The following is a 21572-nucleotide window of genomic DNA, read 5'->3' on the forward strand; positions in this document are numbered from 1 at the left end:
GATAGAACATCGGTCACTCGATGGAATGGCTTTGGGGAAAGGTGAATGACAGTGGGCAATGATCAGGCCCCGGATTCCTCGCGGAGTCCGGGGCCCTGGGCCTGGCACGACGGCGGCGGACCGCACGAGCGGAGCGGGGTGCCCGGGCCGGCAGAGACGGCCCGGGACGACCGGAGGCGACCGGGGGTCAGGCCTCCGCGGCGGCCTTCGCCGCGATGTCCGTACGGTGCTGCGAACCGTCGAGGCCGATCCGGGCGACCGCCGCGTAGGCACGCGCACGGGCCTCGGTGAGGTCGGTGCCGGTGGCCGTGACGGACAGCACCCGGCCGCCCGCGCTGACCACGGCGTCGCCGTCGCGCTTCGTGCCGGCGTGCAGGACGTACGCGTGCGGGGCGTCCTGGGCGGCGACCTCGTCGAGTCCGGTGATCGGGTCACCGGTGCGCGGAGTGTCCGGGTAGTTGTGCGAGGCCACGACCACGGTCACGGCCGCGTCGTCGCTCCAGCGCAGCGGTGCCAGGTCGGCGAGGGTGCCCTCGGCCGCGGCCCGCAGCACACCCGCGAGGGGGGTCTTCAGGCGGGCGAGGACCACCTGGGTCTCCGGGTCGCCGAAACGGGCGTTGAACTCGATGACCCGGACGCCGCGGCTGGTGATCGCCAGACCGGCGTAGAGAAGACCCGAGAAGGGCGTGCCGCGGCGGCGGAGTTCGTCGACGGTCGGCTGGAGGACGGTCTGCACGACCTCCTCGACGAGCTTCGGGTCCGCCCAGGGCAGCGGCGAGTACGCGCCCATGCCGCCGGTGTTCGGGCCCTCGTCGCCGTCCAGGGCGCGCTTGAAGTCCTGGGCGGGCTGGAGCGGGACGACCGCCTCGCCGTCCGTGATCGCGAACAGGGAGACCTCGGGGCCGTCGAGGAACTCCTCGATGACCACGCGGTCGCACGCGTTGGCGTGCGCCCTGGCCTGCTCCAGGTCGGCGGTCACGACGACGCCCTTGCCGGCCGCGAGTCCGTCGTCCTTCACGACGTACGGGGCTCCGAAGGCGTCGAGCGCCTCCTCGACCTCCTCCGGCGTCGTGCACACGTAGGAGCGGGCTGTGGGCACGTCCGCCTCCGCCATCACGTCCTTGGCGAAGGCCTTGGAGCCCTCCAGCTGCGCGGCCTCCTTCGAGGGACCGAAGCAGGGGATGCCCGCCTCACGCACGGCGTCGGCGACACCCGCGACGAGCGGGGCCTCCGGGCCCACCACCACCAGCTCGGCGCCGAGCTCCGTGGCCAGCGCGGCGGCGGCGGCACCGTCGAGGGCGTCGACCGCGTGCAGCTCGGCCACCTCCGCGATGCCTGCGTTCCCGGGGGCGCAGTGCAGGGCGGTGACGTCGGGGTCGAGGGACAGGGAACGGCACAGGGCGTGTTCGCGGGCGCCGCTACCGATGACGAGGACCTTCACGGGGTCAGCCTAACCGCCGGGGGCCGATGCCTTTGTGGGGGCTTCCGAAGCGAAGGGCCTCGGGCGTTGGTGGGATCCTCCAGAAGAAGGGGTGCGGACGCGGCGCGGACCACCGTCACTCGTTCGAGAACTCCTCCACCACGGTCGCCCCCAGTTCGCGGACGATCAGGTCGTGGCCGGAGAGGGCCGACTCGTCGAGGTCGGGGTCGTCGTCCTCGGGGATGTCGTCCTCGATGGAGACGGGGGGCGGCTCCGGGGCCGGAGGCGGCGTCGGAGCGGGAGCGGGAGCCACGGCCGGGGCATGGCCCGCGGACGGGCCGCCCTGCGGGCCCGTGGGGCGGGGGGCCGGGGCGGAGGGCTGCTGGACGGCCGGGCGCGGAGCGGCCGGAGCCCCGCCGTACCCGCCGCCACCGCCGAAGCCCGGGTTCGCGGGGGCCGACGGCGCCGAGCCGCCCGAGGCGTCGACGATCGCCTCGATCTTCCACTGGATGTTGAACTGCTCGGACAGCGCCTGGCGCAGCACGTCCTCGCTGCCGCTGCTCGCGAAGTTGTCCCGCGCGCCCGCGTTCACGAAGCCGATCTGCAGGGTGGTGCCGTCGAAGCCGGTCACGGCCGCGTTCTGGCTGAGCAGGATCCAGGTGAAGCGTCGGCGGTTCTTCACCGCCTCCAGGATGTTCGGCCACAGCTGGCGGGGGTCGATGCCGCCGGCGGCCGGGGCGGGTGCGGGTGCGGCCGGGGCCTGCGCGGGGGACTCGGCGGCGGCCGGAGCCGACGGCGGCTGAGGCTGCCCGCCGCCCGCGGGGGCCGCCGTCGGCCACCCGCCGGGGCGCCGGCCGCCGCCGGCGGCCGTGGCGGCGGGCCAGGCACCGGGGGCACCGGCCGAGGGAGCACTCGCGGCGGGCGCGACGGCCGGGGGCGGCGACGGGGCGGCAGCGGGCGGGGCCGCGGGCGCGGCAGGAGGCGCGCTCACCGCGGGCGCCGCAGGTGCCGCGGGCGCGACGGTCTCGGGGGCCGGTGCGGCGCCCTGCGGGGCGTCGGCGGGTCCCGCCCCGCGGACCGCGGCTCGGGCCGCCGCCGGACCGCCGCCCGGGGGAACCGCGGCCACGGGGGCGACCGGTGCCGCCCCGTGCGCCTCGGGTCCGGGCACGTAGCCCATCGCGGGCGCGCCCGCACCGGCCGAGAGGCTCACACCGCGCTCGACGCGGTCCAGCCGGGCCATCACGGACCGCTCGTCCCCGTACGCGGCGGGCAGCAGCACACGCGCGCAGATCAGTTCCAGCTGGAGGCGGGGCGAGGTGGCGCCGCGCATCTCCGTCAGTCCTTCGTTGACGAGGTCGGCGGCGCGGCTCAGCTCGGCGGCGCCGAAGACACCGGCCTGGGCCTGCATGCGCTCCACGACGTCGACCGGGGCGTCGACGAGCCCCTTCTCGGCGGCGTCCGGCACGGCCGCGAGGATCACCAGGTCGCGCAGCCGCTCCAGCAGGTCGGCGACGAACCGCCGCGGGTCGTTGCCCCCCTCGATGACGCGGTCCACGACCTCGAAGGCCGCCGCGCCGTCACCCGAGGCGAACGCCTCGACCACCGAGTCGAGCAGCGACCCCTCCGTGTAACCGAGCAGGGAGGTCGCCATGGCGTACGTCACACCGGCGTCGCCCGCACCCGCGAGCAGCTGGTCCATGACGGACATGGAGTCACGCACGGAGCCCGCGCCGGCGCGCACGACGAGCGGGAGCACCCCGTCCTCGACGGGAATGCCCTCGCGGCCGCAGACCTCGCCGAGGTACTCGCGCAGGGTGCCCGGCGGGACCAGCCGGAACGGGTAGTGGTGGGTCCGCGACCGGATGGTCCCGATGACCTTCTCGGGCTCGGTGGTGGCGAAGATGAACTTGAGGTGCTCCGGCGGCTCCTCGACGACCTTCAGCAGCGCGTTGAAACCGGCCGACGTGACCATGTGGGCCTCATCGATGATGTAGATCTTGTACCGGCTGCTCGCGGGTCCGAAGAAGGCCTTCTCCCGCAGGTCACGGGCGTCGTCCACACCACCGTGCGAGGCGGCGTCGATCTCGATGACGTCGATGGATCCCGGGCCGTTGCGTGCCAGGTCACGGCAGGACTGGCACTCGCCGCACGGGGTGGGCGTGGGGCCCTGCTCGCAGTTGAGGCAGCGGGCCAGGATGCGCGCGCTGGTCGTCTTGCCGCACCCGCGCGGACCACTGAACAGGTACGCGTGGTTGACCCGGTTGTTCCGCAGCGCCTGCTGCAACGGGTCGGTGACATGCTCCTGCCCGATGACCTCGGCGAACGACTCCGGGCGATAGCGGCGGTACAGCGCGAGAGACGACACGCATACGAGGTTATAGGCGCCCACCGACAACGCGGACCGCCCCGAGCGCATCCCCGGACGACGGCCCGGCCACCCGCCACGACCACCGGCCGGAACACCTGCCCGGCCCCCGCACCGGGCCCACGGCCTCCACCGGCCCCCGGCGTCCCCGCCGCACGCAGCCCGGCCCGGCAGCATCCCTGCCGGCCCCTCGGCCTCCGCGGCACGCGCCCGGCCCCGCCCCGCAAACGCAAGCGCCCCCCACGCACCCGCCAGAGCCGACCTACCCTTGCTGCCTTCCGGCCCTGGGGGAGTTCAGTCAGATAGCGCCACGTGAGGGGCTCCGCACAGGGTACAGGATCCTGACCGGGGGAACGAGTTCGCGAGCACTCCTCAACGTCTTGTATTGTTTGCCGCGGAGGATTCGCCTAGAGGCCTAGGGCGCACGCTTGGAAAGCGTGTTGGGGGCAACCCCTCACGAGTTCGAATCTCGTATCCTCCGCCAGTGCCTCACCGGGCACGATGTCGAAGGGCCCCGCTGCTTGCAGCGGGGCCCTTCGACGTTGCTCAGCCCTCGTTGTCCTGGTTTTTGTCCACAGCGGGTGCCGAGGGTCCCCAGATGGCATCGGCAATCTTCTTGGCGACGTCCTTCAGCATCGCGTCCGGCACGTGGAGGTACCGCGCCCGCATGCGGGCGGACGTACCCGGCTCCCAACCCATGATCTGGTCGATGACCCGGGCCGGGACTCCGAGCAGCATGAGCACCGTCGCGGTCGTGTGCCGGGCGTCGTGCAGCCGGCCATCCCGCACCCGCGCGTCCGCCAGGAGTCGCTTCCAGTCGTGGTAGTCCGTGTTCGGGCTCAGCGGCCCGCCTAAGGCCTTGGTGAACACGTAGTCCGACTCGATCCACAGATCACCAGCGCCCTTGCACTCTCGCGCTTGGGCCTCCGCGTGCAATCGGAGCATGGCGACCAGCGGGCCGGGCAGCGGTACCGCGCGACGCCCCGCCCGGGATTTGGTGTTCTTGGTCTCCCGGCGGACCTGAAGCCGGTCCGGGCAGTACCCCGGCTTGCGGCCGCACGGTGAGGCGTCCGAGCATCCGTGCTCGTACCTGGGGCGCAGACGGTTCCGGCGAAGCTTCAGGTACTCGTTGTCCAGGTCGACGTCAGACCAGCGCAGTCCGAGTGTTTCGCCCTGCCGTAAGCCGAGCGCGAGTGCCAGCATCCACCGTGCGCTGTTCCGGCGCTTGTTCACTTCGAGTAGCAGCCGCTGTACTTCTTCCAGTGAGTAGGGCTCTACCTCGTCTTCCGCATCTTCCATCCGTGGTGGCTTCGCCAGCGCAGCGGCGTTCTTCGCCACGTGACCGCGCCGTGCTGCTTCGCCGAGGGCGGTTCGGATGGTGCGGTGTGCCTGGTGCGCCGTGCCGGCCTTGCTCCCGCTCTGTTGCATCCGGCGATACAGGCTTTCCAGGTGCTCTGGCTCCAAGCGGTCGATGCGGTGCTTGCCGAGCCCTGGCACCAGGTGCACGCGAACTGCCACCTCGTAGCCGTCGTACGTGTTCTCACTGATGACGGGCTTGGCGATGTTCTCCACCCAATGCAAGAGCCACTTCTCTACCGTCCACGGCTTTCCGGGCTGACGTGCCGAACCCTCGTCGCGCTGCTTCTCAAGTCGCCGGACCTCGTCCACGAGTTCCTTGCGCGTCGGCCGGGTCAGGTGCCGCCGGTAGGGCGCCCCATCCTCCTTGTAGCCCATGGGCACGCGAGCGTGCCAACGATCGTCCTTGCCGAAGTAGATGGCCGATTCGCCGTTCGCGCGGCGCGTGCGCTTCTTGTCCTCTGCCACGAGCGGGCTCCTTCAAAGTGCGTAGATGCAGGTCGGAGCGTCACCCGACATCGGGTGACGCTCCGAAAAGAGAGAGGGTCAGGCAGCTCGCCGCTGGGCCCGAAGGCGAGCCACGTACTCGCCGGGGGCCTCGGCAGGAATCCGGCGCAGGCTGCCTACCGGGACGGATTCCAGCTCGCCGTTACGAATGAGTCGGTAGCAGGTGGTCCGGCCGATGCGGAGGCGCCGTGCGGCCTCTTCGACGGTCAACAACACCAATGTGGGGTCATCGACCTCACGGAACTGAGGCGTGTCCATGGGTGGGGCACTCCTTCGAGTGGGGTGCGGCTGGTATCGCGGACCTTCTAGTCCGCGTCTGTCCGAGGTGCGGATTTCTGCGTCACCGCGTCACCTGCGTCATTTGAGGCTCTGACCTGTGGTTTTGGGTGACGCGGCGGATCGGGGCTGCGTCACCGGTGCGTCATCGGCTGCGTCACCGGGTGACGCGGGTGACGCGGGATGACGCAGAGCAAGCCGCCTGCGTCATCGCTGTTGGCGCAGGTCAGCGGCCGTTTTCCGGCCCGGGTGACGCAGGTGACGCAGCGTCTTCCTACTTAGGACAAAGAAGGGGTTGCCTGTAGTAGGCACGGCCTTACAGATCGAAGAAGGAGCCGCTGCGCGGCGCGCCCCTTGGGGCGGCGTCCCGCCGAACAGCAAGAGGAGCACCGTCCCTCCCGGCGCCATCCCGCCCGATTAGCCCTTGTCGCTTGTCGTGACAAGACGGGGCCGCACTGCGGGGTTAACCCGATATAGGCTCTGACCTGCGAGCCGACAAGCGACAAGACAAGCGACAAGCGGACCAGGCCCGTGGGTAAGCCCGGACGCGGCGGCGGAAGGATGCTGACATGCCTAAGCCGATGAGCTTCACCACATGGTTGAAGACCCATGCTGATCAGCGCAATGCCATTGGGGATCTCGCGCGGGACGTCTCCACTGACCCCGACTGGCCCTCACACAAGGGAAGACAGGGCCAGCTTGACTATCTCGAAGAGTGCGGCGCCATTGGCGCAGCTATCGAGACGCTCGAACGTGCCTGGACTCAGTACGAGGCATACCGGGCTGCTCAGACAGATACCTGAGCGGTCAGGAACGCGGATGGCTTCATCCGCCGTAGATCATGGGCGCGCCAGAGCCCGGAACCTGACTGGAACCTTCGAGGTCAACAAGCAACGACAGACAACGACCACCAACAACCGACTAGACGCGGGTCAGTTGCGGTGCGCGCCCCGCTGATCAGGGCCAAAATACGGGCGGTCGAAACCCAGGGCAAGAAGGAGTAGGCCGTGCTCCTCTTGCTGTTCGCTTGAGCGTGCGGATCGCGGGTCAGAACGCCCGCGTCTGCTCATGCGGAGGCAGGGCCAGGGCGACCGTGCGGGTCATTTCGAGGTAGCGGCCCGTCTTGGTGCGGCCCGAGTCGATGAGGACGTCCCGGGCGGCCAGCGTCGGTTGGAGGCGCTTGAGGCGGTCAGAGAGGACTTTGCCGGTGGTCGGCCACCCCTTGGGCAGGGGACGGCATTCGTCGCCGCTGTAGAGGAGGCTGAGGCATGACAACCACTCGGTGGACGTCATCTGCTGCGCGCCCTCCGGCTCGATGGTCTCGGCGTGCCGGAGGACGGTCTGTGCGAGGAGATCGCCCTCGATCACGTCGTCGTTCAGATCGTCCAGACTGGCCCGGTACGCGGGCAGAGCCCCGAGTCCGGTCGCCGCGTCGAACTGCGCACACAGATGAGCGAAGTCCGCCATCCGCAGGTCGGTGGGCGTCTCCGCCTCCACGGCGCGTACCTTGACCGTGAGGTCCAGGAGCGAGCCGAGGACCACGGGTAGCACTTCCGCGTAGTCCGCCCACAGTTCGGCCTCGGTGCGCCGGACGCGGGGGCGTTCCAACCGCAGGGGCAGGAGCCGTTCCGCGAGGTCGGGGCGGATAACGCCCACGTCGATCCCGGTCAGGAGGAGGGGCCGCCGGTAGCCGACGCGAAACACGTCCCCGTCGGTGAACAGAGCGCGCTTGACGCTCTCGGCTCCGGTGACGATGCAGCACATCGCGTCGGAGAGGTCCGGCGTCATGTGGGAGAGGTTGTCCAGGGCGGTGATCCATCCTGCGGCCACGGCCGCGATCAGGTTTTCTTCGTCCTTCGGTGCCCTGCGCAGGTCGCCGCTCATGCCCTCGATGATCCTGGTGAGCATCCGGCCCCCGGTGGACTTGCCCGCTCCCTGCGGTCCGGTGAGGAACGGCGCCGGGACCGGCACGGACGGGCCGAGGCAGCCGATGAGCCATGCGATGGCCAGGCACTCGGTTTCGGCGTTGGCGAAGTTGCACAGCCGCATCAGCAGGTCGATGCCCTTGCCGTCGGTGTCCTTGGCAGGCAGCGGGAGTTCTCCGGTGAGCTGCGTGCGCCGCCAACACACCTCCCGCGGGTCGGGGGTGAGGATGTCCCAGCCGCTGGGGTGGATGCGGACGGACTGCCCGTCATCGCGCCCCAGGTCCAGCCACGTCGCCCCGTCGAAGCCCGGGGCCACGCGGATGTTCACGGCGTGCGTGTCCTCGTACAGCGCGAGTGCTTCGATCAAGTCCAACGCCTCCTTGAGCGCGGTCCCGTTGAACACGCCGATCCCGTCCCGGTACATGCCGACGATGAGTTCTTGGCGGTGGCTGCCCGTCGTGCCCTGCGAGCGCATCGGGCGTGCCACCGGATGGCCGTTGCGCTGCGCATACACGGTCCCGTCCGCGGTACGGAAGTACCGAAAGTGGGCCTGCGCGTAATCCGCGATGACCTCGCGGGCTGGATTCTTCTCGTCCTCAGACATGGCTCAGTCCCAACGTGGTCAGGGCGTTGGTCCACGCGTCCGCGCAGTGCCGGGACGATTCGCCCTTGGCCTGCGCGGCGGTGAACAGCCGCGCGGTGTGCGCCTTGGTGAGGCAGCCGCACCGGCCGTGCATGGACAGCACCGCGAGGAAGGTGCGGTAGACGGTGGCGTGCACCGCCTCGCGGGCCCCGGTGATGCGCTGCTCCGCCATGGCAATGCCGCGTTCGAGGTAGGCCGGCGTGCGGTGCGGACACTTCTCCCGCTGGCCACCCAGGGGCACTGAGAGCGCCTGTGGCGCCCTGCGAGCCGTGGACGGCTCCTTTACTGCCAGGGCGCGCACAGCGTCCGGGAGAACGGCCATACCGCCCATACCGGTTCCGAGCCAACGGGCGTATGCCATAAGGGACTTGACGTCGACACCGGGCCGGACCGCGTTGGCAGACTGCATGGCGCCCCGGTAGATCCAGTGCTCACCGCGAGTCGTCGGCACGGTCCGCGTGGTGGGCAGGCTCGCGCGGGCCCACGCGATGGCTTCCGCGTTGTCGAGGTCCACAACCGTGAGGCCGGCGCCGCCGGGGTGGTAGGCCACGCCCGCCGCTTCCCGCCACGCCCGCGCCCATTTCGGCGAGTTGATCGCGCGGGGGTCAGTGGTGGCGGCGGCCCAGCCGTGGCACGGGTGCGGGCAGGCGCAGGGACCCGGGGTCTTCATGTTCGGCCGGCCACCGCATGCGTTCTTGGCGCAGGTCGGGCAGTTCCCGAACGGCACCTTCCCCGCTCGTAACGGCAGTACGGGCACCCCTGAAGCTGCCAGGGAGAGAGCGGCACGCACGTGCTCTCCCCGACTGTCGGTCGGTTGCGTCATGCTGGATGTCTCCAGTTCCTTGATGAGTTGCTGGACAGCAAGGGCGGCCCCGTTCTTTGGCGAGATGCGGGGGCCGCCCTTGGCGTAGCTAGCCGTGGAAGTGGTTGCGCTTAATCACGGCCTTGCGGATGTTGACCGTCGTGCCGCTCTTGGAGCCACCAGCACTGAAGATCTGCACGGCGATCCATCCGCCGAAGATCACGGCGGCGAGGGTGATCAGTTGCGTGATGAGCGCCGTGAGTGCGGCGACGAACGTCGTCAGGAGCAGCAGCCCGCCGCACACCGCCCCGAACCCCACGCCCCCGAGCGCGATGTTCACCGCCGTACGCGATACGGCGGGCTTGGCCGTGAGGGGTTCGGGCTGGGCGGGGTTGATGGCGTAGCCGGTGACGACTCGCCCGTCGGGCAGGACGACGCTCGCGACCGCCGGGATGGCGCCCGGCTGCATGGGGATGAGGGGCGCCGGCGTCCTAACGGCGGGCTGTATCGGGGTGGGTCGTTGGACTTCGACGGCCGCATCGGCGCGGTGGCTGGTGGGGTGTTCGGGGTACATGCGGAATCCCTTCCGGTGCTCGGTCAGGGAGGCGGAGGCACACCCTTGGAGGTGGGCTGTGGAGGGGGTTTTCGGGGTCTGACCTGGGGTGCCTCCCTGACTCCCTGATGGATCATTCGTGCAGCTCAGGGGCAGGGAGGTGGGGCAGGGAGGGGTTCAGGGAGTTCTCCCTGCCTCCCTGACCCGTCGGGGGTCGGCTCCCTGTCATCCGTCGGCGGAAGCGGAACCCTCGTTGTCGCGGTTGGCGAGCGCGCGGGTGACGCGGTCGCGGCTGACGACCATGACGCCGTCGGACTTGTGGGGCTCCGCGCCGGCGTCGTCCAGGACGCGCTTGAGGTCCAGGAACGACCAGCCGCCGTAGGCGGCCTCGTTCAGCGTGGCGAGCCGCTTGAGGACATCCTTCGTGCGCACCCGCGACGTGTCCCCGACGACGGAGGCGATGTCGGCGAGCGGGTCACGCTCTTCCCCGCGCTCGATCACGGTGAGGGTGGTGACCCCGTCGCGCAGGGCCTTGGCGCGGTCGGTGATGGCTTCGGCTGCGTCGTCGTCGACGTAGTGCGTGCGCACGGTGATGGACGACTGGCCCTTGGGGATGTCGATGCCGGACGACGCGACCACGAGGGTGCCCTGGTCCAGGCCCGGACGCAGCAGGTTCGGAGCGGCGCCACCGTCAACGGCCTTGTCACCGAGCGCCATGCGAGCCTGCGATTCGGTGCCGAGGGCGAGCGATGCGCGGGTGTGGGCGCCCTCGCGGACCAGCTTGGGAAGGTTCTGGTCGGTGGGGTCCTGCGTGCCCTGCCACATCAGCACGTTCACCGCGCGGCCCTGGTTGTGGATCTTCCGGACGGCCATGAAGTACCGGGACGTGGCCTTGGAGCCGCCGTAGAAGCGGCCCTCCTTGTCCTTGAGCGGGCACATGAACGCGACCTGCGCCTCGTCGACCAGCACGATCAGCGCGGGGAACTGCGTTCCGGGCGGGGCCATCAGGCGGCGGTTCATCTCGGCAACGGCGCCTTCGACCATCTCGGTCACCTGAATCACGTGCTCATCCGTCGGGCCCTGGATCAGGGTGGTGGCGAGGCCGTCGAACATGGCCCAGTCGCCCACACCTTTGAGGTCGCCCATGAGGAACTGGACCGACTTGTCCAGTGCGAGCCACAGTGCGAGGGAGCGCAGGGCGACGGTCTTTCCCTGGTTCGACAGGCCCGTGATGAGTAGGTGGCGCTGATACAGGGACAGCGCGGCGGCATCTCCGCGCAGGTCCTGCCCCCAGGGGGCGCGGCCCTTGGCGTAGTCGGCGGTCAGTGTCTCGTCGGTGACCAGCGGGGACGGGCCGATCGGCTCATCGAGCGCCCCCGAGTCGGCCACCCACAGCCGGACCGTGCGCGCGGCCTGCGGGATCGTGATGAACACCTCGTGCTCGTGCCGGGTCAGGTTCTCCGCGAGCTTGCGGCGCCGGTTCTGCACCTCGATCGTCGACACCCCGGAAGGCAGGGTGACGTCGACCTCGACACCGCATCCAGCGATCCGGATCGGACCGAGCATCGACGCCCCGGCGTCGCCCATCTCCTTGATGGCGTTGCGCAGCGCCGGTACTCCGAGGTCGCGCAGTGCCTTGACCACGATCGACGGGGTGATCGGCTCACCCTCGTCGTTGCGAACGTTGTCGGGGAGCGCCCACGCGGGTGCGGCCTGCTGCCGCTTGCCGATGGCCCACAGGGCGAGCAGGGCGAGGAACGGGCCGATCGTGAGGGTCGGTCCCCACACCACCTGAACGATGGTGATCAGCAGGTTGATGAAGTCGACCACCGCCATCAGCGGCGTGACCACGTCAGAGACGTCCTTGGTCGCTATCGCCATGACGACCCCGAGCGCGACCAGCGAACCGACGCCCATGCCTGCGGTGACTGCCACGCCCTTGGCGGCGTCGATCGGGGAGTGCAGCAGGTCCATGCGGCGGCGGTGGCGTGCCTCGCGGAAGTGCTGCCCGCGCTCCTCCCACTCCGCGGCGACCTCGTAGTTCCCGGCGGCTTCCGCCGCGCGGAGCATCCGCTCATAGCGGGAAGCGGTCCGCCCGTCCCACGTCCGCTTCGCTGCGATCCTCGCCCCGCCGGCGACGTACAGGGTGTGCCGGGCGACGGCACGCACGGTGGTCTTCGTGGTGTCGTGGGTGACCACGGTCTTGACCGCGCGTCCGGAGCGCACCCACAACGGAACGGGCGCGGCCGGTGCGGGGTCGGGGACCACGGTCAACGCGGTCACGGTGGCGGGCTCGGTCGATTCGGTGCTCTTGTGCAGGTGAACGACGTTCTCACTCATGGTGAAGGACACTCCTGACTGCCCCGGATCGGGGTGAAGGTGAGGGGAAAGCGCTGCGCGGGACGGGGCGCCGGACGGGCGCGTCACCACCAACGGGACTTCTTCGCGGCCTTGGCCTGCGCTGCCTCGGTCACCAACCGCTGCCGCTCGATCTGCAACGCGGTGATCTCCGCGATGAGCCGCGTCTCCGCGCCAGTGGAGACGGAGTCGACCCGGCTGTCTGCGCGGGCGGTGCTCTTGCCTCGGGCGATTCGGTAGGTGCCGCCCGCGAGCGCGGCGAGCATCTGGCGGCGCTCGGAGCCGGTGAGCGGCCACAGCTCGCCCCGGCGGACCGCTTCGAGCTTGCGGTTCGTCTCGCGGATCGCGCGGTCGATGCGGCGGGTGTCGGGCTTGCCCATGGTCAATCCCTTCAGGCCTGCGGGGTGAGCTGGAGATGGATGTCGGCGAGCCGACCGGTCGCGCCCTGCGCGCCAAGCCATGCGCCCACCTCGCGCTGAACGCGCGTCCAGCAGAAATCGGCGGGGACGGTGACGGTGCCGTGCGCGAACGCGCGACCCTTGCCGGGCACGCTCACCCACGCGTCCCACGCGTAGGTGAGCAGAGTGGTATTCGTGCTGGTCACAGCGGAACTCCAGGGTGTGTGGGGTGAGTTCAGGCGGTGTGCTGGTCGGCGTCGTTGGCGTGGCAGAGGCCGCACATGCCGAGCGATGGAGGGATGCAGTAGCCGACATCGAGCTGGCAGAGCGGGCAGGTGCGCCGCGCGAGCATCGCCAGCGCGAGCGCACCCCACTTCCGCGACGTCATCGGACGCACGGGCTTCGCGTCGTCGATGCGGTACAGGTAGGCGACGCGGACGTTGCCGCGACGCCGGTTGACCCGCATGAGCTGCGCGGCAATCTCCTGACCTCCGGGGCGCAACCCCCGCGCGCGCAGCTGGCGACGTGTCGCGAGCCCATCGGGGGCCAGATGCCACGGGTAGGTGGGGATGCCGTGTATCGCGCCGTCCGGGTCGTAGCAGGTGCCTAAGGTGCCGGACATCAGGCCGTCGCCCCGGACGCAGTCGCGCGCTCCGCACGAAGCGTGTCCCGCAGCATGCGGGCGTTCGCGGGCGAGGTGTGGATCGTGCGGCGGATGCCCTCTGCCGTCAGATCGGCCAGCGGCCAATCGGCGGTCGCGGTACGCGCCTCATCGAGCAACTGATCGGGGGTGCGCTTCGGCCGCGGTGATCGGGCCGCGTCGGGCACCCGACCGGTCGCCCCACGCGGACGCGGCGACTCTGCCGCCACCGATCCCCGGTCGATCGAAGCGACCGGGGCCGGGGCCGTGGTCGGGATCGGCTTGACGGGCGGAATCGACTTGCCCGCGTCGACCGCGACCGGATCCGGCACGACCAACCGCGTCATCGTGACCACGGGCTGAGAGGTCGATACCGGCAGGTCAGCCATAGACCGATTACTGATAGTCTCGGTAGATTCCTCCGCATTTGCGTCCGGCGCCGAGATCGGGTCGGGACGGTAGTGGAGCACCTTCGCCACGAGGTCGGAGCCGAAGTAGATCGACCCGACCGGAAGCGACGTCGCCAGCAGAACCAGGGCCCAATTCGCCGGGTCCCAATCAGCGAGCCGCGTCCAGTCGAGTTGAGCATCGTGCAGCTTGGGCACGAGGCCGTGCACGTAGTTGAGGACCAGCGAGGCGAGCGTGTAGGTGCCCAGCACCCGCAGCGCAAACGTCCGATCCCGCCCCGCGAGCACGAGAGTGGCGATCAGGGCGAGGGCCATCAGGCCGTCGACCACGAACGGGTAGAGCGTCGCGGCCGTGTCGTCTGCGCCGACCGCGTTGGCGATGTCGCGCAGGGCGTTCCATGAGACGCGGAACGCCATGGCGACCACGGCGACCAGGGCCAGCACGAGGGCCGCGCGTCCTTTGCGGTGCAGGTTCATGCGGCACCGCCGGCCCGTCCGGTGGACTGGTTGGCCAGCTCGCGGCGGGCGGTGAGCACGCGGCGGTGGGCGCGGCGGATGCGGCGCTGGTCCAGCTCGGTGGGGGTGCGGTCAAGGGTGATGATCTGTGCGTCCAACAGGTCGATGTCAGCCGCGATCGCGGGCATCTCCCGATCGATGGCGTCCAGCTCCGCGTCCGTCGGTTCGATCCAGTCGGCGAACGCGGTAACAGCTTCCTGAACAGTCACGATGGGGCTCATGGGTCGTGTTCTCCCTTGTCAGGTGAACGGCCCGAACAGCGCCCCCGGAGTTGCCGCTCCGGGGGCGCGCGCCGTTGAAGTCGGAACATCCGGCTCCCCTCAGCGCTGCTCGTGCGAGACGAGCAGCGGAGGCAACCGGCCCGCAGCGTTGAGCTGCGGAGGGGTCGAGTCGCGCTGTACTCATACGCGGGACCAGAACCCGCGCACGCCGCCCTCTTGCTTGCAGAGGTGAGGCGGTCTCCCTCAAGCGCACTGTTGAGTTTTCAAGCAACGGACGCTTCCTTCGTACTGACCCCTGCGGGCTTTCCTCTGGGCGCACCTGTACGGCAGTGCTGTACGTGACACCTCATCCGACTTGTCTGGAGGAGTGCCTTGGCAAGAGACTGCACGAGTCGGGCTTGGAGAGTCAAGCCCTCTGGTCTAGCTTGTACGGAGGAGTCGGAGGAGAGGGGATGCCTACGTGGTTCGACGCGGCATGACGAAGTCGCAGGAAATTGCCTTTGACCTGCGCGAACAGATCCTGTCCGGCGCGCTAGCGGGGGGTGAGGCACTCCCCAGCGAGTCGAAGATGATGAACCAGTACGGCTACAGCCGCGAGACCGTCCGCGCTGGAGTTCGTCTCCTGGTGGAAGAAGGACTCGTCGTAACCGGACAGGGCCAGGGAAAGTACGTCCGTGAGGACTACCCGCCTGTCGTGTGGAACTGGACAACGCTGGAGAGTCGGAGTCGCCACGCCAACGCCGTCGAAGGGCGAACCGCCGGCGACCAGTGGGCGAGTGTGATCGCGGAGAATGGGAACGCCCCCCGCCAAGACATCACGGTGTCGATCGTCGAGCCTCCGCCTCACGTGCGCGAGCGCCTCGAACTCCCCGCAGATGGTTTGGCTGTGGCGCGCAAGCGCGTCCGGTTCATAGACAATCGGCCTTACGCGCTCGCCGACTCGTACTTTCCTCAGGAACTCGTAACCGGCACGCCTTTGATGGAGCCCCGAGACGTCTCAGCGCCCGGCGGCATCCTGGCCTCTGTGGGGCTCGTGCAAGCCAAGTACGTGGACGAAATCGCTGTACGCATGCCGACTCGCGAAGAGGCTGCGCTACTTGTCCTCCCTGCGGCGACACCCGTCGCAGAACACACCCGAACGGGCTACGACGAGGACAATCGCCCCCTGCGCTGCATGGTTACCATCCTCCCCGGAGACAGGCACAAGATCCTCTATGAAGTCAGCACGGACTGAATACCTCCGCCCTGCAGCGGCGGAGGATGTACCTGCCCTATTGGCTCTGCGAACGGAAGCAGAGGGATGGCTACGCAACAAAGGCACGGACCAGTGGAGCGACCCAGAAACTGGGGAACGAGCCATCGCAAAATGGCGCGCCAGCATAGATGAAGGGCGTGCGTGGGTCGTCGTTGGCGAGCACGATCAGGTGCTGGCCACCGTCAGTCGCGGCCCAGTCGACCGAGATTTCTGGACGGACGCCGACCACCCTGAAACAGCTCTCTACCTGTACAAGCTGATCGTCGCCCGGCAAGCGTCCGGCCGGCAGCTTGGTACGCGGGTTATCGACTGGATGTCCCGCCTCGCAGCGCTGGAAGGACGAACATGGGTGCGCATTGACACCTGGCGCACGAACTCGGGGCTGCACTCCTTCTACGAGCGGTTGGGCTTCGAGCATGTCCGCACTGAGGAACCACCCCACAGACGTTCGGGGTGGCTCGCGCAGCGGCCCGCAGGTGAGCTTGTCATGCCTGACGACCTTCTGCCTGTCACTCCGCGCGTAGGAGAGCGTGGGGATGCAGTCACGAGCCTTGAAATGCCGCTTCAAAGGAGTCGGGAGGCCGGCAAGAGTGACGCAGCTCCGTCTTAGGCTTTCATATTTCACCCCGCCCTGCGGTTTCCCCAGTGGTCACGCGTCGGGCGGGGTGAGATCCCGTTTTGAGCCCCTCTATGAAGCGCCGCTAGGTTTGCACCGCATTGAACCTGAACCATCTGTCTGAAAACATTGAGGCAACCGCAGGTCCATTCGGTAGAAGCATCGCCCTCTCTCGCCATTCCGTCCTTCTAGCGCTGGCCTGCCAGCCGGGCACCCCGCTGTACCAGCGCTTCGCGAGAAGCTGGGCATCCTCTTTTTGGTTCGTCGCGATATGCATTCCAGCCAGTGCTACGACGTCTTCCAGTCCTCTTGTTCCGTACGCGTGCAAGATGCGAACAACGATTGTTGTATCGCCTTCCGATCGGAGAAGTTGCAGGAACTTGAAAACGTCCCGAGGTGACGCGCTTTCGCTCCAATATACGAGGGTGAATCTGAGGATCCCGTAAACTGGACCGCCATTTCCCCAACGCGCGTGTAGCCTCATCAGATCGGCAGTTGACTTGGAGTTGGCGATACTGGTTGCCAATAGTTCTGTCAAATTGGTCCAACGGTCGCCCGAGTTTTCCCTCAGGACTGCCTCGGAAATTTTCGCCGCTTCTTCCATGGATGCGAAACGGATAGCATCGTCTAGCAGCCGAACTGAATCCAGGGATCTTCTGCGAAGCTGCGTAACTTGCTTCCAGAGCGAGACGATATCCTCGTCTGAGAAGTGCGCGGCGGCTATAGATAGAATTCGAGCAGCATCATTGAAGCGTTGTTCCTTATAGCAGGCAGCTACTTGAGTGGCCACTTCCTTCGGAGTGAATGGGTAATTATACTCTCGCGTGCTCTCCATTTCTTCTGCCAATATTATCTCTGCTCGCGCTAGCTTCTCCTCAAGGTCGACACATCGCTCTTCCGCCTTGTGTCGCAAGTCGGAGATTTGGGCGAGTTGGATTTTTAGCTGGTCTATCTCTTCTCGTAGTTTCTCCCGCTCGTCCTCTTGCCGCATGTTCTGGCCAGTTAGCTCAAGAAGCGAAGCTTCGCTTTGAATCCGTTCGGCCACCCAGTCGGTACGCAACTGCTCCAATTGCTTACTTGCATCGTGGGCAGCCGCTTCCTTCTGGTCGAGAAGTAATTCCAGCGCCTCTTGTTGTCGTTGATACTGCCGGATTATGCGCTGCGAGCTATCGATCTTGTCTCGCAGATCCTCAAGTTCGAAGGCTTGTGGATCTGTGGCCCGAAGGGCCGACAAGCGGAGTTTCCGAATGCGTGTCCGAGTTTCTTCTGTGATCGGACTCCTTCTGTGGCGCTCCAGTTCGGAGAGCAGGCGATCGACGAAGTCCTGCGTAGCCACGCGCCGACCGTTCAGATAGCGGGACACGGTGCTCTTGTCCATGATCACGCGTGCGGCGTACCGCTGCTGAGGGATCTCAAGTCCGTTGAACAGGGTTGTCAACGCCGTTGCGAGCGCAGCAACTTCCGGAACGTGGCTCAACTCGAATTCGCTCAAGCGGCGTCCTGACCTGGCGACTTCAGACATTCGTTAGCCCCCCCGGCTGAGTGAGTGCGTGTCAAGAAGGTGGCAAGCGTTGCGGCGTACCGCAACCCCCTGTCTCCCGCTCAAGCTCTCGGCAACGACAAACTGTCTCGCATTGAGGAGCCTCAAACCCGCATGGACAACCTGGCCTACGTGATCGCGCACGTTCGAAGCACGCAGAGGGTATTCCTCTTGATCATCGGAATCATCCCCTTGCTGCTTCTCACTGCTGCGGTGCTCCCCTCCGTGCTACTGCTCCCGTTCTTTGGGGCTCACGGGCTTCAGCGCGCGGAGTCCTTGATTCATCGACTCACCGCGTGGATGCGGATCCTCCTGCACGGGAGTCGCCCGGGTGGGGGCTGACCTGATGGCCAACCTCGCGGCCATCCTGTGGCCAGGCCAGCCTCTGTCAAGCACACGTCGTCGAGGAAACAGCAGGTCGAAGGCGATCTGCGCCGCGCCAGCTAGGCGGTCTTGAAAACCGCTGCGCTCCTAGCCGGTACGGACTTCCCCAGCTCATCAGGCCCCGGCTGCCAGTCCCTAACGGGACTCGCAGTCGTGTTGCTGCTACTCCTAACCGCGCCAACGGGCGTGCCTCTGCCGTGCCCGCACGGGGGCACGGCAGGGAACCGCGGGGTGACCCACGGGAACCCGCAGGTCACCCCTTAGCCAGCTCAGCGCAGATGCAGTTACGCGACCTTCCAACCTGGCGCTCCGGGTTGACTGCTTCATCCGCCAACCGTTGTACTTCCACGCATGTCAGGAACGGATGACGGGCAGTCACTCGAAGCTCACCCCGCCGTCCTGCGCCCCGTGGTTGCGGCGCAGGACTACGTGGAGGGGAGGCTGACTCAGTACCAGAAGTGGTACGACAAGAAGGCTGTCAAGACCAAAGCGATGCATCTCCGGATGAGGACGATATCCGTCGTCGGAGGAGCCTTGGTCCCCGTGTTAGTCAACCTCGACCTGTCATTCGCGAAACTCACGGCCACGGTGCTGAGCTTGATCGTTGTCGGCTCCGTCTCCTTGGAGAGCGTGTACCGCTACCGCGAGCAGTGGAAGAACTACAGGTCGACCGAACAACTCCTTGGGCATGAACGGATCTACTTCGAGACCAAGGTAGGACCCTACTCAGGGCTCTCGGAGAATGAAGCCTTTACGACCTTGGTGGCCCGTGTAGAGAGCGCGATCGCCAACGAGAACTCTGCGACCCTCAACGTGATGACCTTGGGCGGCCAGGTAAGCGCCGACGTTCAGACGCCACCCGGCATCCCAGGTGCCCGACGAGAGCTTCAGTAGACCGGGCGTGCCACTCATGTGCCAGAACAGGCGGGGGCTCAAGGGGAATCGTGGTACGCCCAGGCACAGCAGCCGGACATCGCTGAAGGCAGAGAACCCGCAGGTCGCGCCAGCAGCCGCCCGACCTCGCTCCTAAAGCAAGTGTCGGTCGGCTCGTTGTCCTGGTCTTTGTCCAGTGCACCCACGACCACCACCGTTCATGGACGTACGAGCACCCCGTCTGACCTCCCAAGCGAACCCCCAGCGAACGCCCCCGGACGGCCGCGCGCACAGTTGGAAAGCGTGTTGGGGGCAACCCCTCACGAGTTCGAATCTCGTATCCTCCGCCAGTGCCTCACCGGGCACGTTGTCGAAGGGCCCCACCGCAAGGTGGGGCCCTTCGACGTTGTCCGCGGTGATGGCGGCGGACAGGGCGGACGCACTGCACGGGACGAGCGGCTCTGCCGAGTCGGGCGGGCGTGGCGGTGACCAGCACCGTCGCGACGGACTCCGGCACACACGGCCGCACGCCGTCGGGGCTCCTCGATGTCGGCCGTCCCCGTGAGGCGTGTCACACCTTCGCGCGGCTCAGCCGATCTTCACGGACTTCTCGACCGTGACCTGGTCGATGTCGGTGGTGCGCACGGTGACCTTCATCGTCCAGGTGCCGGCGATCGGGAGGGTGACACCGTCGGTTCCCCAGTAGCCGCCCTTGTCGGTGAGTTCCGCGTCGATGGGGCCGACCTTCTGCGCGGCGAGGGTGAAGGTGAGGCGCAGCTCGGGGACGGTCGAGATGCCTCCGTCGGGGCCGAGGACGACGGCCTGCACCGTGTTCTCGCCGACCCCGGCGGGACTCATCTCGATCTGCACCTTGCCGTGCCCGCCCGGCGTGCCGACGTCGAAGGGCACGAGGGTCGTGGACGACGTCGGGCGGTCCGCGGCGACGGTCGCGGCCGCCGTCTCGGTGGCCGCCCGGCCCGGCTGCGTGCCCGTCAGCACGGTCGTGACCACCAGGACGAGGACGGCGACGGTGACCTCGGCGAGGACCGAGCGCCGCAGTCCGCGGCGGTACTCGGCCGTCCGGTCGCCGGCGTCGGTCCCGTCCGGGGCGTCCGGGACGGTCGTGGCGTCCGTGAGGGGCGGGCCGCCGACCGGCTCCGGCACCCGGGCGGCCGGGACCGTGGCCTTCGCCCCGGTGGAGACGCGCTGCCCCGCCGCCGTCTCCTGGCCGGCCGCGAGCGCCCACCGTCGCGTCCACCGCCGCGAGTACGCCGCTCCCGCCAGCAGGAGCAGGACCGCGCCCAGCTTCACGACGAGGAGACGGCCGTACGACGTCGACGTCAGGGCGTCCCAGGAGCCGAGGCCGCGCCACGACTGGTAGAGGCCGGTCGCGGCGAGGACCGCGACCGAGGCGAGGGCGAGCCGGGAGAAGCGGGCGACGACGGCCCGGGGGAGGTGCTCGGCGGGCCGGTGGAGCGCGAGGAGCAGGGCGGTCAGTCCACCGAGCCACACGGCCATGGCGAGCAGGTGCAGCACGGAGGACACCATCGCGGCGGGCACCTGGATGCCGGCGGACGCGTGTTCGGCGACGGCCCAGGTGACGGCGAGGCCGAGGGTGAGCAGCCCGCCGAGGACGACGACGGCCCGTTCCCGTCCGGGCGCGGATCCCGGCGCGGGAGGCCGTGCGCCGCCCGGCCCCGCGTCCCCGGCGTCACCGGGGTCCGGGGCGTCCGCCGCGGCGCCGCGCAGGACCGCTCGGACGGGGAGGAAGGCCGCCGCGCCGAGCAGCACCAGCCGGACCACCAGCGCCACACCGGGTCGGCCGGTGAGCGTCGCGCGCAGCACGTCCGGGTCGAGGGCGGCGGCCGGGCCGGTGCCGCGTTCGTACGGGCCGCGCAGCAGGAGCAGCGCCAGCGTGGCCGTCAGCAGGGTCCACCAGCCGGTCAGCAGCAGGCGCCGTACGTCGCCCGGGTAGCCGCACCCCAGCGTGAAGGCCGTCGCGCCGATGAGCAGGGCCAGGCCGGTGTACGCGGCGTAGCGGGCGATGTCGTAGAGGGTCTTGGAGGCGGGGTTCTCGGTGGGCGGCAGCGCGGCGGCGGTCTCGGAGGGATTGCCGACGGAGAAGGTGAAGGCGCCGGAGACGGGGTGGCTGTCGGCGGAGACCACCCGCCAGACCACGGTGAACGTGCCGGTGCCCAGGCCGCGCGGCAGGGTCACCCGGGCGGTGTCGGACCGTCCGTCCGCGTGCCCGGTCCTGCCCGTGTGCAGGCGCCGGTTGTCGGGGCTGAGCACGCGGAAGGAGTCGTCGAGCAGACCGACGGACTCGCTGAACGTCAGGGTCAGCTGACGGGGCGCCGTCTTCAGGACGCTGCCGTCGCGCGGGTCGGTGCCGGTCAGCGCTGCGTGCGCGGACGCGCCGCCCACGCCGCCGAAGAGGACCAGCAACAGGACGCCGCCCAGCAGCGCCAGGCCCCGGACGAGGTGCCGCCGCCGGTCTCGCTGTCCGCTCACACGCCG

General features: G+C 68.6%; 19 protein-coding genes, 1 tRNA gene and 1 other RNA gene. 5 read left to right on the forward strand and 16 right to left on the reverse strand.

The window, feature by feature from the left end; translation table 11 throughout:
- Nucleotides 1-187: 187 nt before the first annotated feature.
- The 3 genes from purD to ffs all read right to left on the reverse strand — a co-directional run bounded on the left by purD (nucleotide 188) and on the right by ffs (nucleotide 4110).
- On the reverse strand, nucleotides 188-1441 hold the full coding sequence (purD, locus tag ACZ4IF_RS09825; protein WP_467561226.1) for a phosphoribosylamine--glycine ligase: 1254 nt from the start codon (nucleotides 1439-1441) through the stop codon (nucleotides 188-190).
- 115 nt (nucleotides 1442-1556) lie between these two features.
- Nucleotides 1557-3785: a DNA polymerase III subunit gamma and tau gene (locus tag ACZ4IF_RS09830; RefSeq protein ID WP_467561228.1), complete on the reverse strand. Its 2229-nt coding sequence runs from the start codon at nucleotides 3783-3785 to the stop codon at nucleotides 1557-1559.
- A gap of 226 nt (nucleotides 3786-4011) precedes the next feature.
- An RNA gene (gene ffs / locus ACZ4IF_RS09835) (signal recognition particle sRNA small type) lies at nucleotides 4012-4110 on the reverse strand.
- Between the two features lie 71 nt (nucleotides 4111-4181).
- Here ffs and ACZ4IF_RS09840 point away from each other — a divergent pair.
- Nucleotides 4182-4269, forward strand: a tRNA-Ser gene (locus tag ACZ4IF_RS09840).
- Between the two features lie 62 nt (nucleotides 4270-4331).
- Here ACZ4IF_RS09840 and ACZ4IF_RS09845 read toward each other — a convergent pair.
- Nucleotides 4332-5609, reverse strand: coding sequence for a tyrosine-type recombinase/integrase (locus tag ACZ4IF_RS09845; protein ID WP_467561230.1), 1278 nt, complete (start codon nucleotides 5607-5609; stop codon nucleotides 4332-4334).
- Nucleotides 5610-5687: 78 nt separating this feature from the next.
- Complete coding sequence (locus tag ACZ4IF_RS09850; RefSeq protein ID WP_205069121.1) at nucleotides 5688-5906, reverse strand: excisionase family DNA-binding protein; 219 nt, start codon at nucleotides 5904-5906, stop codon at nucleotides 5688-5690.
- Nucleotides 5907-6493: 587 nt separating this feature from the next.
- Here ACZ4IF_RS09850 and ACZ4IF_RS09855 point away from each other — a divergent pair.
- The gene (locus ACZ4IF_RS09855) at nucleotides 6494-6727 is read left to right on the forward strand and encodes a YozE family protein (RefSeq protein WP_467561232.1); all 234 of its coding nucleotides are present in this window, start codon (nucleotides 6494-6496) and stop codon (nucleotides 6725-6727) included.
- A 244-nt stretch (nucleotides 6728-6971) separates the two neighbouring features.
- Here ACZ4IF_RS09855 and ACZ4IF_RS09860 read toward each other — a convergent pair whose 3' ends face one another.
- From ACZ4IF_RS09860 to ACZ4IF_RS09900, 9 genes are all read right to left on the reverse strand, one after another.
- On the reverse strand, nucleotides 6972-8453 hold the full coding sequence (locus ACZ4IF_RS09860; protein ID WP_467561234.1) for an ATP-binding protein: 1482 nt from the start codon (nucleotides 8451-8453) through the stop codon (nucleotides 6972-6974).
- Nucleotides 8446-9315 carry a bifunctional DNA primase/polymerase gene (locus tag ACZ4IF_RS09865; protein WP_467561236.1) on the reverse strand — a complete coding sequence of 290 codons (870 nt, stop codon included), beginning with the start codon at nucleotides 9313-9315 and terminating at the stop codon, nucleotides 8446-8448. The genes ACZ4IF_RS09860 and ACZ4IF_RS09865 overlap by 8 nt, the downstream gene beginning before the upstream one ends.
- Nucleotides 9316-9403: 88 nt before the next feature.
- Nucleotides 9404-9868: a hypothetical protein gene (locus tag ACZ4IF_RS09870; RefSeq protein WP_467561238.1), complete on the reverse strand. Its 465-nt coding sequence runs from the start codon at nucleotides 9866-9868 to the stop codon at nucleotides 9404-9406.
- Nucleotides 9869-10072: 204 nt separating this feature from the next.
- Nucleotides 10073-12187 (reverse strand): FtsK/SpoIIIE domain-containing protein, encoded by a 2115-nt coding sequence (locus tag ACZ4IF_RS09875; protein ID WP_467561240.1) that lies wholly within the window; start codon nucleotides 12185-12187, stop codon nucleotides 10073-10075.
- Nucleotides 12188-12270: 83 nt separating this feature from the next.
- A complete protein-coding gene (locus ACZ4IF_RS09880; protein ID WP_467561241.1) occupies nucleotides 12271-12585 on the reverse strand; it encodes a hypothetical protein in 315 nt (104 codons plus the stop codon).
- Between the two features lie 11 nt (nucleotides 12586-12596).
- Nucleotides 12597-12809 carry a hypothetical protein gene (locus tag ACZ4IF_RS09885; protein ID WP_467561243.1) on the reverse strand — a complete coding sequence of 71 codons (213 nt, stop codon included), beginning with the start codon at nucleotides 12807-12809 and terminating at the stop codon, nucleotides 12597-12599.
- Between the two features lie 29 nt (nucleotides 12810-12838).
- The gene (locus ACZ4IF_RS09890; protein ID WP_467561245.1) at nucleotides 12839-13225 is read right to left on the reverse strand and encodes an RRQRL motif-containing zinc-binding protein; all 387 of its coding nucleotides are present in this window, start codon (nucleotides 13223-13225) and stop codon (nucleotides 12839-12841) included.
- Nucleotides 13225-14127: a DUF2637 domain-containing protein gene (locus ACZ4IF_RS09895; RefSeq protein ID WP_467561247.1), complete on the reverse strand. Its 903-nt coding sequence runs from the start codon at nucleotides 14125-14127 to the stop codon at nucleotides 13225-13227. Before ACZ4IF_RS09895 ends, ACZ4IF_RS09890 begins: the two co-directional genes overlap by 1 nt.
- Entirely contained in the window at nucleotides 14124-14387 is a 264-nt protein-coding gene (locus ACZ4IF_RS09900; RefSeq protein WP_467561249.1) for a DUF6284 family protein, read from the reverse strand. Before ACZ4IF_RS09900 ends, ACZ4IF_RS09895 begins: the two co-directional genes overlap by 4 nt.
- Before the next feature lie 475 nt (nucleotides 14388-14862).
- Here ACZ4IF_RS09900 and ACZ4IF_RS09905 point away from each other — a divergent pair, with 475 nt between their 5' ends.
- Entirely contained in the window at nucleotides 14863-15621 is a 759-nt protein-coding gene (locus tag ACZ4IF_RS09905; RefSeq protein WP_467561251.1) for a GntR family transcriptional regulator, read from the forward strand.
- Complete coding sequence (locus ACZ4IF_RS09910) at nucleotides 15602-16252, forward strand: GNAT family N-acetyltransferase (protein WP_467561253.1); 651 nt, start codon at nucleotides 15602-15604, stop codon at nucleotides 16250-16252. Before ACZ4IF_RS09905 ends, ACZ4IF_RS09910 begins: the two co-directional genes overlap by 20 nt.
- A 91-nt stretch (nucleotides 16253-16343) precedes the next feature.
- Here the strand turns inward: ACZ4IF_RS09910 and ACZ4IF_RS09915 are convergent, their stop codons facing one another.
- Nucleotides 16344-17750: a hypothetical protein gene (locus tag ACZ4IF_RS09915; RefSeq protein ID WP_467561255.1), complete on the reverse strand. Its 1407-nt coding sequence runs from the start codon at nucleotides 17748-17750 to the stop codon at nucleotides 16344-16346.
- A 783-nt stretch (nucleotides 17751-18533) separates the two neighbouring features.
- On the opposite strand from ACZ4IF_RS09915, the gene ACZ4IF_RS09920 reads away from it, so the two are divergent.
- Nucleotides 18534-19076, forward strand: coding sequence for a DUF4231 domain-containing protein (locus ACZ4IF_RS09920; protein ID WP_467561257.1), 543 nt, complete (start codon nucleotides 18534-18536; stop codon nucleotides 19074-19076).
- 567 nt (nucleotides 19077-19643) lie between these two features.
- On the opposite strand, the gene ACZ4IF_RS09925 is transcribed toward ACZ4IF_RS09920, so the two are convergent.
- A complete protein-coding gene (locus tag ACZ4IF_RS09925) occupies nucleotides 19644-21566 on the reverse strand; it encodes a copper resistance CopC family protein (RefSeq protein WP_467561259.1) in 1923 nt (640 codons plus the stop codon).
- Between the last annotated feature and the right edge of the window lie 6 nt (nucleotides 21567-21572).

The organism is Streptomyces sp. NPDC025784, assembly GCF_055558435.1.

Excerpts from the sequence above, each read along its gene's own strand:
- ACZ4IF_RS09850 (WP_205069121.1), bottom strand. The coding sequence starts at position 5,906 with ATGGACACGCCTCAGTTCCGTGAGGTCGATGACCCCACATTGGTGTTG.
- ACZ4IF_RS09855 (WP_467561232.1), top strand. The coding sequence starts at position 6,494 with ATGCCTAAGCCGATGAGCTTCACCACATGGTTGAAGACCCATGCTGAT.
- ACZ4IF_RS09860 (WP_467561234.1), bottom strand. The coding sequence starts at position 8,453 with ATGTCTGAGGACGAGAAGAATCCAGCCCGCGAGGTCATCGCGGATTAC.
- ACZ4IF_RS09865 (WP_467561236.1), bottom strand. The coding sequence starts at position 9,315 with ATGACGCAACCGACCGACAGTCGGGGAGAGCACGTGCGTGCCGCTCTC.
- ACZ4IF_RS09870 (WP_467561238.1), bottom strand. The coding sequence starts at position 9,868 with ATGTACCCCGAACACCCCACCAGCCACCGCGCCGATGCGGCCGTCGAA.
- ACZ4IF_RS09875 (WP_467561240.1), bottom strand. The coding sequence starts at position 12,187 with ATGAGTGAGAACGTCGTTCACCTGCACAAGAGCACCGAATCGACCGAG.
- ACZ4IF_RS09880 (WP_467561241.1), bottom strand. The coding sequence starts at position 12,585 with ATGGGCAAGCCCGACACCCGCCGCATCGACCGCGCGATCCGCGAGACG.
- ACZ4IF_RS09890 (WP_467561245.1), bottom strand. The coding sequence starts at position 13,225 with ATGTCCGGCACCTTAGGCACCTGCTACGACCCGGACGGCGCGATACAC.
- ACZ4IF_RS09895 (WP_467561247.1), bottom strand. The coding sequence starts at position 14,127 with ATGAACCTGCACCGCAAAGGACGCGCGGCCCTCGTGCTGGCCCTGGTC.
- ACZ4IF_RS09900 (WP_467561249.1), bottom strand. The coding sequence starts at position 14,387 with ATGAGCCCCATCGTGACTGTTCAGGAAGCTGTTACCGCGTTCGCCGAC.
- ACZ4IF_RS09905 (WP_467561251.1), top strand. The coding sequence starts at position 14,863 with ATGACGAAGTCGCAGGAAATTGCCTTTGACCTGCGCGAACAGATCCTG.
- ACZ4IF_RS09910 (WP_467561253.1), top strand. The coding sequence starts at position 15,602 with ATGAAGTCAGCACGGACTGAATACCTCCGCCCTGCAGCGGCGGAGGAT.
- ACZ4IF_RS09920 (WP_467561257.1), top strand. The coding sequence starts at position 18,534 with ATGTCAGGAACGGATGACGGGCAGTCACTCGAAGCTCACCCCGCCGTC.